Genomic DNA, 13,023 nt, shown 5'->3' with positions numbered 1-13,023 from the left:
TCAACGTGCGGGCCAATTCCCGCGCGTAAATCCCTATCTTCGCCCTATAGCGGGCGCTATAATGCGCGCCTTTTGAGCAGACCCCGTTTAATGAGGCCCTCCCTGTGATTGAGAAGTTGCGTAATATCGCCATTATTGCCCATGTTGACCATGGTAAAACCACCCTGGTCGATAAGTTGTTAAAGCAGTCGGGTACCCTGGATCGCAAGGACGAAAGCTCCGAGCGGATCATGGACTCCAACGACCAGGAACGCGAGCGTGGTATTACCATTCTTGCCAAGAACACCGCCATCAACTGGAATGGCTACCGAATTAACATTGTGGATACCCCTGGGCACGCCGATTTCGGCGGTGAAGTAGAGCGGGTATTGTCGATGGTGGACAGCGTGTTGCTGCTGGTGGATGCGGTTGACGGGCCTATGCCACAAACCCGCTTTGTGACCAGTAAAGCGTTCGAGCGTGGTCTTAACCCTATCGTGGTTATCAACAAAATCGACCGCCCCGGCGCACGCCCTGACTGGGTAATGGATCAGGTGTTCGACCTGTTCGACCGCCTGGGTGCCACCGAAGACCAGCTGGACTTCCCAATCGTCTACGCCTCAGCCCTGAACGGTATTGCGGGCATGGAAGAAGACAACCTGGCGGAAGACATGACGCCGCTGTTCCAGATGATTGTGGATAAGGTTCCTCACCCTCCCGTAGAAGAAGCCAAGCCTTTCCAGATGCAGATCTCTGCGCTGGATTACAATAGCTATGTCGGCGTTATTGGTGTTGGCCGTATTACGCGCGGCAGTCTGTCCCCCAACCAGCAGGTTGTGGTTGTCGATAAAGACGGCAAACAACGCAAAGCGAAAGTTTTGCAAGTGATGGGTTACCACGGCCTGCAGCGTGTGGACACGGATCAGGCTTCCGCTGGCGATATCGTTTGTATCACCGGTATCGACAAGCTCGGTATTTCCGACACCCTGTGTGACCCCAATGCGATTGAGGCGCTGCCCGCACTGACCGTCGATGAGCCAACTGTAAGTATGACTTTCCAGGTAAACGATTCGCCGTTTGCTGGCCTGGAAGGTAAGTTCGTGACCTCGCGTAATATTAAAGATCGCCTCGAACAGGAATTAATCCACAACGTGGCATTGCGCGTGCGTCAGGGTGATACCGCTGACAAGTTCGTGGTCTCCGGTCGCGGTGAGCTGCACTTGTCTGTACTTATCGAAACCATGCGTCGCGAAGGTTTCGAGCTGGGTGTTTCCCGTCCGGAAGTGATTCAGCGCGAGGTAGACGGTGAAATTCAGGAGCCGTTCGAGAACGTGGTTATCGACGTGGAAGATCAGCATCAAGGTTCTGTAATGGAAGAACTGGGCTTGCGCAAGGCGGAAATGACCAACATGGAGCCGGATGGCAAAGGCCGAGTACGCCTGGAGTTTATTGTGCCATCACGCGGCTTGATCGGCTTCCGTGGACTGTTTTTAACGCTGACCTCTGGCTCAGGGATTATGACCAGTATTTTCGACCACTATGGCCCGGTAAAAGCCGGTGATGTGACCAGCCGCCAGAACGGTGTTTTGATCAGCATGGTTAAAGGTAAAACACTGGCTTATGCACTGTTCAATCTGCAGGACCGCGGCCGCTTGTTCCTGGGGCACGGTGAGGAAATTTACGAAGGTCAGATTGTGGGTTTGCACTCCCGTGATAACGACCTGGTCGTCAACCCAACCAAAGCCAAACAGTTGACGAATATTCGTGCAGCAGGCACCGACGAAGCGCTGACGCTCACCCCGCCCGTACGCCATACCCTGGAGCAGGCGTTGGAGTTTATTGAAGACGATGAACTGGTGGAAGTGACCCCGGAGAGCATTCGTTTACGCAAGAAACTGCTCACCGAGAACGACCGCAAGCGCGCGAAAAACGCCGCAGGCGGTAAATAAGCCAGGCCTGCTCACCGGGGCAGGCTGATATTCCCGGCGGTAGATGAGTACGATTTCACGCTATTTGTCTACCGCCCATTCAACTGAATTCATTCAGTACCCTCAGAATATTCCAACCTTTTCGCGGCGATTCAAAATATGCTCCGCGTGTTGATCGCTCCACTCCACGAGCTGTATTCACGTCATTAAATGTGCACGGTGTTATTCAGGTAGCATTCTCGGCGGCAAGGGTTTGACAGCGCTTAATTATGGCTCAAACTACGTAGCGCTCGACCTATGGGGCGATTTAGGCGCAGCAGCCACGCTTAGCTTCAGTTAAATACGTTCAGGAAAATCACAATGAAAAAAATATACGCGTTAGTATTCTGTTTACTCGCTGGTTGTGCCACGGGGGGACCAAACTCTTCCGGTGGTGGAATGGGTAACACAGTAAATACCATGAGTCTGTTAACGCAGTTTTTGAATGCGTACCCGCAGATTTCTACCGCGCTTGCCTTAAACAGGAAGTGCAACATTCTTCCTGAGGAGAAGGCCAACCGATTTGAAGGCTATGTCAGCTCAATAAATGTGTTTATGACGCAGACGGGTTTTATCCCGCAGTCCACCCTCAACAGCTATCAGAAAAGCTGGATGCAAACCGCGGCTGAACAAGCCGAGCTGTCCTGCAGCGCCGATGCAACTGAGCGCGTGATTGGTGCTATGGGCCTCGCTTCGACCATATACCAGCAACTGGGGTTGGGCGCTTAAGTCTCGCTGGCCAGAACGGTGTTCTGGCCGTTGTTTTACTGTAGGAACCTCCGATTAACCTGGTGATTCCTGTAAGTCCTGTAGGGCGCGACAGGTCACGCTAAGAAACTACTGGTTAAGCTGAGGTTCCTGCAACAATACAACATCGTTATTGCAAGATGGTTATTACAACATTGTTTTTCCATCGAACTCACGTAGTGGAACTGCGTTGATCTGTTCCTGCTCTGCCATACGAAAATTAACCGCGATACGTGGAGCGCCTTCCCCGCCAATGGTGCGGTAGTGAGTCACGCAACCACAATTTTGGCAATGGATAAACGCCAGCTCTTTATCTCCCCAAGCGTAGGCGGCCTCCACATCGTGCGCAGTCGATACGGTCACGTCTTGTGGACTGAAATAGCCCCAGAGCGCCTGGTATCGGTGACATATCGAACAGTTACAGCGCGTAATTTGTGTGGGTGTGGGGGCCGTGATGCGGATTGCGCCGCAATGACATTGGATTTTCAGGGTGCTCATGTAACGCTCTCGCAATGAATTGGGCGTACAGATTGTACACTCGGTTCAGGTACTTAGCGTCGTCGTGTTATTTCATTGGTCGATTGCAGCTTTCCGTCACAGGCTCGGGGTAAACTAGTCCGCACTCCTGTGGTCGAACTGATGTTGCTCCTGGTCGGTTACCCATATCAAAATTCCATGTAGTTTAAGAGGTTATGTATGAACGCACTTTATCGAACATTTATACTTTGCGCGTTGACTTTCAGCGCGTCTGCTTTTGCGGATTGGTCGCTCGACGATAAACAGTCATCCGTTAACTTTGTATCTGTTAAAAAAGATTCCGTCGGTGAAGTGCATCAATTCAAACAGCTTTCAGGAAATATCGCTGTAGACGGCACCGCGACTCTTTTGATTGACCTCGCTTCCGTTGATTCTGGTATTGCGATTCGCGATGAGCGGATGCAAAAATTTCTGTTTGAAACAACTAAATTTGCAACTGCCGAGATTAAAGTAAAATTTCCTGCCAAGGTATTGGCTTCAATGAAAACTGGCGATATTCGTGTGTTAGATGTGGATGCGACTATGAGTTTACATGGTAAGTCTGTGGAGAAAACCTGGCCACTAACGGTCTTCAAAACGAAAGCTGGCGGCGTGCGCGTGCTCACCCACAAGCCAGTATTAATAAACGCCGCTGATTTCGATTTGACCGGTGGTATCGCTAAATTAAAAGAACTTGCTGCACTGCCTTCCATTGCGACCTCCGTACCGGTTACGGTTGATCTAAGTTTTTCAGAAAAAACTAAATAGCACGGTAGCATAGGTTCTAATACGCTATAACGCGCAAATTCACGCATATATTTTTTTATCTGGCGCTCTATTTGGGGCGTCAGATTCTCTCGCACTAACACTCTTCTAAATAATCGTAATTCTCGAGCTTTTGCGCTAACCGATCGGTGGGTTCGCCATATTTTCAAAAACCTCTATTACCGAAATGTTGCACCAACATGATGCGATGGGATCGCGCAGTTACGTTTTTTAGCTGGAAAAACGGTCAGTCGTATGTTTGAGCCTAAGTGTTTTGGTGAACTCAAATTTATGATTTTAAAGAAAATTATCGGTCTCCGCTGAAAATTCTCCTAAACCTCCATTTTATTTGGTGCGTTATTTGCCCATTACTTTTGTCATCATCTGGATTTTATCAGTTGGCCTCTCGCCTGGAATGCAACGATCGATGTTTATTTTCACCGGATACGGGTTTAAGAAATAACATTACATCAGGCGCAGTGCCTGCCACGGATTTTGAACACCCTGTTAGGCGTGTTGTCTAGAACAGTATGCCGGCGGAAAGGCGTTCTTCAGACGATTTTTTAAGGGTAGATATTTTTATGTCACGCGAATGGCAAGACAACATAGCCTATGCTCAAGCGTTTCGACGCATGTTGCATTCGCAGCCAGAGCTTGCGTGGCATGAACACAGCACGGCAGCTGCAATCCGTACACAACTGGACGAGTTGCGTATCCCGTGGCGCAAATGTGCTAACACAGGAACGGTCGCATGGATAAATCCCCAATTACCCGGTCCCGCCATTGCATTGCGCGGCGACATAGACGCGTTACCTATCGCAGAAGAGACGGGCAGAGAGTGGCAGTCTCAAGTCTCCGGCTGCATGCACGCCTGTGGTCATGACGGCCACACAGCCACGTTAATTGCGGCAGCGCGCTGGTTAAAACGCTATGAAAATCATGTTCCCCGCAAAATAGTTTTACTGTTTCAGCCCGCAGAAGAAGGCGGCCACGGCGCTCGCGAAATGATTGCCGATGGCGCATTAGACGATGTAGAAGAAATTTACGGTTGGCACAATTGGCCAGCGCTGCCTTACGGTGTTTTGGCGTGTCCGGATGGCGTCGTCATGTGCGGCAACGGTACTTTCCAAATAAAGCTGCACGGTCGCGGAGGCCATGCGAGCCAGCCGGAGCTATGCGCTGATCCCGTGCTGGCGGCCAGCGCCATAACGCTCGCATTACAACAAATTTGCAGCCGTCGGCTGTCACCGCAAAAAGCCGCTGTTATCAGCGTTACTAATCTTCAGGCGCACGGTGCACCAACAGTTATACCCGAGTATGCCGAGCTTTCCGGTAGTATTCGCGTGCCAGACGAACATACGCGAACCCAAATTACCCGGTGGATAACCGAGGTGGCCGACAGTACCGCGCAGGCCTATGGTGTGAAATCCACTATTGAACAGGTGAAGCGGTACGGTGCCACCATAAACCATGCGCAACAAGCGGGTCGCGCGCGTGAGCTTTGGCAATCTCTCTATGGGCCTGCCGCGCTCAACGTTGCCCACAGTCTACCGATTATGGCATCGGAAGATTTCAGTTACTATTTGCGTGAAAAGCCCGGTGCTTTTGCGCTTATAGGTAGTCATGAGGGCCGTGGTGCTGTTCATGCCTGCCATAGCCCCCATTACGATTTTAACGATAAATTAATAAATGATGTTTGCCGCTGGTTTTGTCGTCTGACGGGTATGCGCAACCCACCTTGATTCCTCGATAAATTTTTTGCGTTTTCTTCTCATCGTAAATCGAGGAATTTAATCATGTCTATTTTCGAACAGCGCGAGTCTGCGATTCGCGCTTACAGTCGCGTTTACCCTGTCACTTTTGCATCTGCTGCCAACGCCCGTCAAACGGATACCGATGGTCGCGAGTATATTGATTTTTTTGCTGGCGCTGGTGTACTGAATTTCGGTCACAATAACCCGTTGATGAAAAATGCCGTGATCGATTATTTACAGCGTGATGGCGTGGTGCACAGTCTGGATATGCAAACTCAGGCGAAAGCCGAGTTTATTGAAACGTTTAGCAAAACTATTTTAGCACCGAGGGATATGCCACACAGACTGCAGTTTACTGGGCCAACGGGCACCAATGCAGTGGAAGCGGCGATGAAACTGGCGCGACGGGTAACCGGGCGCAATACCATTGTGGCGTTCCAACAAGCATTTCACGGGATGACATTAGGCGCGCTCGCGGCAACCGCAAACCCCTATTTTCGCAACGCGGCGGGCGTTCCTTTGGCGCACGTATGCCACGAACCATTTTGTGTTGATGCTGCTGAGGCCGAACAGAATATTTCTGCACTGCGTGACCGCTATAGCCGTTCGGCGGAGCGCGCACCTGCGGCATTTATGGTGGAAACCATTCAAGCCGAGGGCGGGGTGAATATTGCGGCAAAATCCTGGCTTGAACAGTTGGCCAAGCTCGCTGCCGAACTGGGAGCCTTATTTATTGTGGATGATATTCAAGTGGGCTGTGGTCGCACCGGCAGCTATTTCAGTTTTGACGATATTGATATTGCGCCGGACATTATTTGTCTGGCCAAAGGCGTTGGCGGAATGGGGACGCCGCTGGCATTTAATCTGGTGCGCCCCGAGTGCGATGAACGCTGGTCGCCTGGCGAGCACACGGGCACATTCCGCGGGCAGAACTTATCATTTATTGCGGGGAAGGTCGGCCTCGAATATTTTGCTGATAATGAACTCATGCAGGCCGTTGCGGATAAAACCAGGCTAATGCAGGAAATGCTGGAGCCGCTGTTGGCGGAAGATTCCAGTCTTAGCTTGCGTGGGAAGGGCATGATCATGGGGCTCGATTTTGGTGACGGTACTCGCGCGGGTTCGGTGGTTAAACAGTGTTTTGAAAAGGGCCTTATTGTTGCGAGCTGTGGTATTGGCGGTAGTGTTATAAAACTGATTCCTCCGTTAACAATTCCGAATGAGGATTTAATTGCCGGGCTGAACATATTGTGTGAGGCCGCGCGCACCGTGATGGAGGAAGCCGCATGAAAAAGCGCGATGATATGACTTTTCCACCCGAAGAATACGAACGTCGGCTTAGTGAGTTACGCCAGAGAATTGAGCAGCGCCACCTGGATGCAGTCGTTATTTCTGATCCAGAAAATATTATGTACCTCACCGATTACCAAACCACCGGTTATTCCTTTTTTCAGGCGCTGGTCGTGCCGCTCCACAGCGAGCCGTTTATGATTACCCGCGCACTGGAAGAGTCCAACGTGATTGCGCGAACCTGGGTGGAGGTCACCCGGCCTTACCCGGATACGGGCGACGCGATTCAAATGTTGGTGGATGCACTGCGCGAATTCGGCTTGTCGGACAAACGCATCGGCTACGAACGTAACAGTTATTTTTTTCCCGCATACCACCAGGATGTTATTCACACGACGCTAAAAGACGGCAAGCTGCTGGATTGTTTTGGCATTGTTGAGGAAGGGCGGATTTGTAAATCCCCTGTTGAGATTGCGTTGATGCGCAAAGCCGCAAAGGCCACCGAAGCCGGTATGCTTGCAGGCATGGACGCCTGCTGTGCGGGCGCTACTGAAAATGAAATTGGGGCGGCGATTAGTGCGGGCATGTTTCGCGCGGGAGGCGAGCCGCCAGCGGTATTGCCCTATGTGACATCAGGGCCACGCTCAATGATTGGACACGCAACCTGGGAGGGACGCCAGGTGCAGGAAAATGAGCATATTTTTCTCGAGGTGGGCGGTTGCTTCCGCCGTTACCACACGGCCATGATGCGCACAGTTGTGCTAGGTAAATTAAGTTCGAGCATGCAGATTGCGCAAGACACCATGAAGCGTGCGTTGGATGCGGTACACGAGATTGTGCAACCCGGCATGACGGTATCGGATGTGGACAATCTGGTGCGTAATATTATTAGTGATAACACTGTGGGGGCGCGATTGATTACCCGTTCTGGCTACTCGATTGGTATCGCATTTCCTCCCAGTTGGGACGAAGGTTATATTGTCAGCTTGAAGCAGGGTGATGCGACTGTACTTAAGCCGGGTATGACTTTTCACATTATTCCCTGGATGTGGGCGGTCGATGGCGATAAAACCTGCGGAATTTCCGACACTATTCATATTACGGAAGAAGGGTGTGAATCCTTTTTCTCGCTGGAGCGTGATTTCGTGGTCAAGCCGGCTTCTGCGCAAGCTTCTCCGTGTATCGACTTATCACGCGCGCGCAAGAAATCAGGAGAAAAGGAGGTAGAAGATGCTGGCACCTGTTAATCCAACCACGGGGGAACGCCTTCCGCCTGTTGTCGGTTTTTCGGCAGAGGAGAGCGATGCGGTTATTGAACGAGCAGTGGCGGCATTCCCCGCATGGCGTGATACCGAATTATCGGTGCGCGCTGCTGCGTTGCAGAACGCAGCCAGCGCTTTGCGTGAGCAGGCGGAACCGCTGGCCTTGACGATGGCCAGCGAGATGGGCAAACCCTATCGTGAAGGCATTGCTGAAGTCGAAAAATCGGCGTGGTGTGCGGAATACTATGCGCAAAACGCCGCTGACTTTCTCAAGCCTGAGACGCTTGCCTCTGATGCATCGAACAGCTACGTGTGTTATCAGCCGCTGGGTACGGTGCTCGGAATTTTGCCGTGGAATGCGCCGGTGTGGCTAGCCCTGCGATTTTTAGCCCCGGCGTTAATGGCTGGAAACACCTGTGTGATGAAAGCTGATCCACATGTGCCTGCTACTGCCGCCATACTTGCCAAGGCATTCGCCGATGCAGGGTTGGGCAACGGTATAGTGGAGAACTTGCCAATTCACAATGGTTTGGTGGCCGATGCCATTGCGCACCCGGGTATAAAAGCGGTGTCCTTTACCGGGTCCAGTCAGGCGGGTAAAAAAGTGGCGGCGCTGGCGGCAAGCGGTTTAAAACCTGCCGTGTTAGAACTGGGCGGATCTGACCCTTGTGTGGTACTGGCAGATGCTGATCTCAATGCAGCCTGCGATGTCATCACCCTGTCCCGGATGATCAACGCCGGTCAGTCCTGTATTGCGGTTAAGCGGGTTATTGTGGAAGCCGCCGTGTACGAGTCTGTGTGTGAACGGCTTTACCAGCGGTTTTCTGCGTTGACCACGGGCGACCCTTCAATTAAAGACTCGCAGGCTTTAGGTCCCATCGCGCGCGATGACTTACAGCAGCAGTTGCACCGTCAGGTTAGCGAGACCCTGCTTCAGGGCGCCCGGTGTTTATGTGGCGGAGATCTGCCGAGTGGGCCCGGTTTTTTCTACCCACCGACGCTGCTGGTTGATGTCGAGCCGGGTATGACGGCGTTCACTGAAGAGACTTTTGGTCCGGTGCTCGCGGTGAGTAAAGCCGACGATTTCGAGCAAGCCATGCAGTTGGCGAATACCACGGACTATGGATTGGGTGCGAGCATTTGGACGCAGAGCGCCGATAAAGCCCAAGCGGCAGCACACCGCCTGGCGGCGGGCCAGGTCGCGGTGAATGGCATTGTTAAAACGGACCCACGGCTGCCGAGTGGTGGCATTGGCTTGAGTGGTTACGGTCGGGAACTTGGGCCGCAAGGGATACGTGAATTTGTGAATGTAAAGCAAATATGGATTGCTTAACACGGTAGTAGTAAGTGCTTTAGCTGCGTTCCGGGGGTGACTGAGTGGCGGTAGTATTGTCGGCTTTGTGACAATTTAAGATCGACAATAACAAACAGCGTTTATATAACATGCTGATTTTATAGGGAAATATGTTAGCCGACCGGATTTATCGCTGGTCGGAATTTTGCTGTCGATTTATTTTGTTGGCCACAGTGGGGAAGCCGTTTCTTGCGCTGTGCGACGATACTTCTTGTATGACAACAACACGATTTCGATATTGCCATGGAAAATTTCAACCCAAATGCCAGCTATGCGGAGCGACTTAAGTGTGCGAGCGAAAGTCGTCGCGAGCATTTGCAGGCGTGTTTTAGCGGGCCATTTTACGCGCTCACATCAATGATGGGGCCAATGAACGACGGGCCCGATTGGCCGTCAAATGCGGCCTGGCTGGCCTTTGGCCATGGCGACACCGCGGGCATAATCTCCGATGGCCTTTCGGACCCATGGACCAATACCAAATTAAGTTCAAATGGACTGGGCCTGGAAGTTTTCGTGAATTCTCCGGATGTGGCTTTCCTTGAAGACAACCCAATGGCAATTGCCGATACATGGTTGTTTCCCATGATTGCGGAAATTAGCCATACATTGGCGATGTACCCTCGGCTGTGCGATAAGCTGCGTGCGGGCAACCTCCTCTCATTGCGTTTCAACATTGAACATATTAAAGACGGTCGCGGCTTGGTAGGCGTGCTGTTGCATATACCACCGAAAATGCGGTCGTTACCTATGGCTCAGGGAGAAGTTTCGTTAGTGGCAGCAACGCTTCTAACGACAGAAGAACTGCGCTGGTTAGTAGGTAAGGGTGACAGCGGGCGGGCACAGTTACATCACTTGTTAAATAAAGTGGGTGTGGGCCAGTTGTCGCTGGCGCGGCGTGACAGCGTGTTACCCTCTGTTGTTGAGGCGTCCTGACATGGTTGCTCTGCCGCTGTGTATGTATCGCGTATTCGCTTTCAGTAATCGAGGCATAGAACCACGGGGGGGGGAAGCGTGATTCGGATTGATATTTCAAAAACCCTCGCCAAGCCGCTCGGTGCACACATCCGGCCCGCGACGAGCACAACGGCAGAATTCAGTTGGCGAGCTGAGTTGGCAGTTATAGGGACTGAACGTTGCGTTGTCGCGCAAGAAATTTTTACTGGCTACGTGTTGGTGTTGTGCAACCTTAGCGCCGACGATTTTACAAGCTTTCCCGCGCTCTTTAGCGACCGCCTGTTCCGCGAAGCATTGGCCCTATGCAAGCAAGCCAAGCTTTACGAGAAGCAGGAACTCACTCGCAAGCTCGCCAAAATTGTTGCGCCTCAACAGGTGCAGTTAGACCCTGAGCCGATAGAAGACGGTAAAATATTAAAAGTGATCGAAAGCCTCGAGCGTCGTTATTTACTTGAAGGGCAAGATCTTCCTAGCAGTGGGCGGCAGGCATTCGAGTTTGGTCTCAAATTTAATAATCGCAAATCAAGCTCCGATAAGCCCATGAAGCTTAACCCGGCCCAACGCATGGCGAACCTGTGTTTAAACCTAATCGCTGAACTCCCTGATGATTCCCCGGTTATGCCGGAAATTCTTGGCGAAGAAGCCAATATTGTACGCGTCGACTTTGGGCGCAATCGCAAGTAAATTTTAACAACCTAATGGGTTTAGTTGAAAGTTGCCAGAGAAGCGTTGCATAAACTTCGCTGCCTGGTAAAACTGTTGTTTGGGCTTAGAAAGCTATTTAATGGGCTTAGAAAGCTTTTGCATGGAGAGTGCCGAGCAAATCAATTAAAACATATCCGCCAAGACAGATAACTGCCCCCAGTACTAATGCGCGAGCAAGAATAAAACGTTGTGTTCTTGATCGCATTGTCGTGTAGTAGGATCTGCAGGCTTCGTCTAGAGTTCGTCCTCTTAGGTCTTCCGCACTGGACCAGTGGACATTGATTACGGTTAAGGCAATCACTGATGATATTGATACGGCTACAAATATAAGTTGCAGTACAAAATCGTATTTTGGGGCTTTGCTTTCGTAAAACGCTATCATTAGCGAGATAGCGGTTAGGGTGAGCCCGCAAAAAGCAAGTAATGCAGAACATTTGGAATCCAGCGTATCCAAATATTTATACAGGTGATCGATCAAGTGCGTTTTTGCCGAGATCGCGATAGGTTCGTTATCTCCGACAGAGCCTGCAGCCTCTTGTCCAACCCGACGCGCATAAAATTGGATGTAAGCTTCGACATATGCTCGACTCTCTGGATGAAAATTCCGTCGTTCGCCTGAAAACATGTTCACTCGCCAACGTCTCCAAGCCACAATGTACGTGTTTCTGGAGAACGCTGGAATTGCCGGTTTAGCTCTATCGACGGTTCATGGTTGAGAATTTTAACCTCGACGTTTCGTTCTCGTAACATGTCGAGATTTGTTTCATAGTCGTGAATATTGATATTGTCGAGAATGACTACTCGTGGTATGGAGTAAAGTATTATTGCTCCGGTACACATCAGGCAAGGTGTCAGGGAGCTGAACAGCGTCACCTGGCTAAAATCGACGGTGTGACCACATTTTTCGATGCAGTCAGTTTCTCCGTGACGAATATTACTACCGCATTGTATTCGGTGATTGTGTCCCACTGCGACAACTTGGCCCGCCTGCATAATGCACGCGCCTATGGGGACGCCGCCTTCATGAAAACTTTTTAGTGCTTGTTGATAGGTTGCGTCTATGCCTACTTGCAGTTCGTGAATTGCCATAACAAACTGGTCTCCTGGATAACTCATCCTGGCTGTAATCTTATTCCTAAACAGGCCCTGGTTCTAATTCGCTCTAGCCAAAATTATAATCAGTAAGATAGACCGTCTTGACGATGGTGGCTGTTTCTACGGTTGTTGATGTTCTCGAACGAAGAACACACTGTACGGATCTTCGTTATAGTCGCCAAATGGCGCGCATTCGACAAATCCCGCAGTTTTGTACAGGCTAATCGCGGGTAAAAAAGCGGCATGTGTTCCTGTTTCCAGGTAAAGTCGTGTGTAACCGCGTTGCCCTGACTCCAGAATGATCTCATTGAGTATGGATTTGGCGACACCTTTTCGCAAATGGGTGTCGCTTGTTTTCATGGCTTTTATCTCGCCCGAAGTGTCCGACAGTGCGTATAAGGCGCCGCAACCCAGTAATTCGCCGGCTTCGCGTGCGCTCCAGAATGTCAGCGCTGGGTTGTAAAATTTATTTGTGTCCAATGCATGAATACTCTCCGGGGGTGAATATTCATGCATTTTTTTATGATGCTCCTGCAATAGTGCAATCACCTGTCCGTCAGCAAGGTCATCCACACTAACTGTACTCATTGATTGTAATAAATCTTTCCGCATAAATAGATTGGTTCTTGTTTGTC

General features: G+C 50.9%; 13 protein-coding genes. 9 read left to right on the top strand and 4 right to left on the bottom strand.

Going from position 1 to position 13,023, the window contains the following annotated elements; genetic code table 11:
- Positions 1–104 precede the first annotated feature (104 nt).
- Together typA and TERTU_RS17820 are read left to right on the top strand one after the other, a co-directional pair.
- A complete protein-coding gene (gene typA, locus TERTU_RS17825) occupies positions 105–1,928 on the top strand; it encodes a translational GTPase TypA (RefSeq protein ID WP_015819067.1) in 1,824 nt (607 codons plus the stop codon).
- A 339-nt stretch (positions 1,929–2,267) separates the two neighbouring features.
- On the top strand, positions 2,268–2,675 hold the full coding sequence (locus tag TERTU_RS17820) for a hypothetical protein (RefSeq protein WP_015818668.1): 408 nt from the start codon (positions 2,268–2,270) through the stop codon (positions 2,673–2,675).
- Positions 2,676–2,840: 165 nt separating this feature from the next.
- Here TERTU_RS17820 and TERTU_RS17815 read toward each other — a convergent pair whose 3' ends face one another.
- On the bottom strand, positions 2,841–3,191 hold the full coding sequence (locus TERTU_RS17815; RefSeq protein WP_041590310.1) for a GFA family protein: 351 nt from the start codon (positions 3,189–3,191) through the stop codon (positions 2,841–2,843).
- Between the two features lie 198 nt (positions 3,192–3,389).
- Between TERTU_RS17815 and TERTU_RS17810 the strand changes: the two genes are divergently transcribed.
- The 7 genes from TERTU_RS17810 to TERTU_RS17780 all read left to right on the top strand — a co-directional run bounded on the left by TERTU_RS17810 (position 3,390) and on the right by TERTU_RS17780 (position 11,272).
- Positions 3,390–3,977, top strand: coding sequence for a YceI family protein (locus TERTU_RS17810; protein WP_015817495.1), 588 nt, complete (start codon positions 3,390–3,392; stop codon positions 3,975–3,977).
- A gap of 578 nt (positions 3,978–4,555) precedes the next feature.
- On the top strand, positions 4,556–5,716 hold the full coding sequence (gene doeB2, locus TERTU_RS17805; protein ID WP_041590309.1) for a N(2)-acetyl-L-2,4-diaminobutanoate deacetylase DoeB2: 1,161 nt from the start codon (positions 4,556–4,558) through the stop codon (positions 5,714–5,716).
- A 54-nt stretch (positions 5,717–5,770) separates the two neighbouring features.
- Positions 5,771–7,018, top strand: coding sequence for an aspartate aminotransferase family protein (locus TERTU_RS17800; protein WP_015818340.1), 1,248 nt, complete (start codon positions 5,771–5,773; stop codon positions 7,016–7,018).
- Positions 7,015–8,265: an ectoine hydrolase gene (gene doeA / locus TERTU_RS17795; protein WP_015817874.1), complete on the top strand. Its 1,251-nt coding sequence runs from the start codon at positions 7,015–7,017 to the stop codon at positions 8,263–8,265. Before TERTU_RS17800 ends, doeA begins: the two co-directional genes overlap by 4 nt.
- Positions 8,249–9,613: an aldehyde dehydrogenase family protein gene (locus TERTU_RS17790; protein WP_015817113.1), complete on the top strand. Its 1,365-nt coding sequence runs from the start codon at positions 8,249–8,251 to the stop codon at positions 9,611–9,613. Before doeA ends, TERTU_RS17790 begins: the two co-directional genes overlap by 17 nt.
- Before the next feature lie 264 nt (positions 9,614–9,877).
- On the top strand, positions 9,878–10,567 hold the full coding sequence (locus tag TERTU_RS17785) for a hypothetical protein (RefSeq protein WP_015820590.1): 690 nt from the start codon (positions 9,878–9,880) through the stop codon (positions 10,565–10,567).
- Positions 10,568–10,645: 78 nt separating this feature from the next.
- Positions 10,646–11,272: a DUF6933 domain-containing protein gene (locus tag TERTU_RS17780; RefSeq protein ID WP_015820348.1), complete on the top strand. Its 627-nt coding sequence runs from the start codon at positions 10,646–10,648 to the stop codon at positions 11,270–11,272.
- A gap of 106 nt (positions 11,273–11,378) precedes the next feature.
- Here the strand turns inward: TERTU_RS17780 and TERTU_RS17775 are convergent, their stop codons facing one another.
- The 3 genes from TERTU_RS17775 to TERTU_RS17765 all read right to left on the bottom strand — a co-directional run bounded on the left by TERTU_RS17775 (position 11,379) and on the right by TERTU_RS17765 (position 12,976).
- Positions 11,379–11,918, bottom strand: coding sequence for a hypothetical protein (locus TERTU_RS17775; RefSeq protein WP_015819671.1), 540 nt, complete (start codon positions 11,916–11,918; stop codon positions 11,379–11,381).
- 2 nt (positions 11,919–11,920) lie between these two features.
- Positions 11,921–12,409 (bottom strand): nucleoside deaminase, encoded by a 489-nt coding sequence (locus tag TERTU_RS17770; RefSeq protein WP_228378187.1) that lies wholly within the window; start codon positions 12,407–12,409, stop codon positions 11,921–11,923.
- A gap of 99 nt (positions 12,410–12,508) precedes the next feature.
- Complete coding sequence (locus TERTU_RS17765) at positions 12,509–12,976, bottom strand: GNAT family N-acetyltransferase (RefSeq protein ID WP_015819370.1); 468 nt, start codon at positions 12,974–12,976, stop codon at positions 12,509–12,511.
- Positions 12,977–13,023 lie beyond the last annotated feature (47 nt).

Origin of the sequence: Teredinibacter turnerae T7901, from assembly GCF_000023025.1 — a bacterium.
Lineage (GTDB): Bacteria > Pseudomonadota > Gammaproteobacteria > Pseudomonadales > Cellvibrionaceae > Teredinibacter > Teredinibacter turnerae_B.
Note: the sequence above shows the minus strand (reverse complement) of the source record. Positions and strands in the feature narration are given on the sequence as shown.

Excerpts from the sequence above, each read along its gene's own strand:
- TERTU_RS17770 (WP_228378187.1), bottom strand. The coding sequence starts at position 12,409 with ATGAGTTATCCAGGAGACCAGTTTGTTATGGCAATTCACGAACTGCAA.
- TERTU_RS17765 (WP_015819370.1), bottom strand. The coding sequence starts at position 12,976 with ATGAGTACAGTTAGTGTGGATGACCTTGCTGACGGACAGGTGATTGCA.
- TERTU_RS17815 (WP_041590310.1), bottom strand. The coding sequence starts at position 3,191 with ATGAGCACCCTGAAAATCCAATGTCATTGCGGCGCAATCCGCATCACG.
- doeA (WP_015817874.1), top strand. The coding sequence starts at position 7,015 with ATGAAAAAGCGCGATGATATGACTTTTCCACCCGAAGAATACGAACGT.
- TERTU_RS17790 (WP_015817113.1), top strand. The coding sequence starts at position 8,249 with ATGCTGGCACCTGTTAATCCAACCACGGGGGAACGCCTTCCGCCTGTT.
- doeB2 (WP_041590309.1), top strand. The coding sequence starts at position 4,556 with ATGTCACGCGAATGGCAAGACAACATAGCCTATGCTCAAGCGTTTCGA.
- TERTU_RS17775 (WP_015819671.1), bottom strand. The coding sequence starts at position 11,918 with ATGTTTTCAGGCGAACGACGGAATTTTCATCCAGAGAGTCGAGCATAT.
- TERTU_RS17810 (WP_015817495.1), top strand. The coding sequence starts at position 3,390 with ATGAACGCACTTTATCGAACATTTATACTTTGCGCGTTGACTTTCAGC.
- TERTU_RS17785 (WP_015820590.1), top strand. The coding sequence starts at position 9,878 with ATGGAAAATTTCAACCCAAATGCCAGCTATGCGGAGCGACTTAAGTGT.
- TERTU_RS17820 (WP_015818668.1), top strand. The coding sequence starts at position 2,268 with ATGAAAAAAATATACGCGTTAGTATTCTGTTTACTCGCTGGTTGTGCC.
- TERTU_RS17800 (WP_015818340.1), top strand. The coding sequence starts at position 5,771 with ATGTCTATTTTCGAACAGCGCGAGTCTGCGATTCGCGCTTACAGTCGC.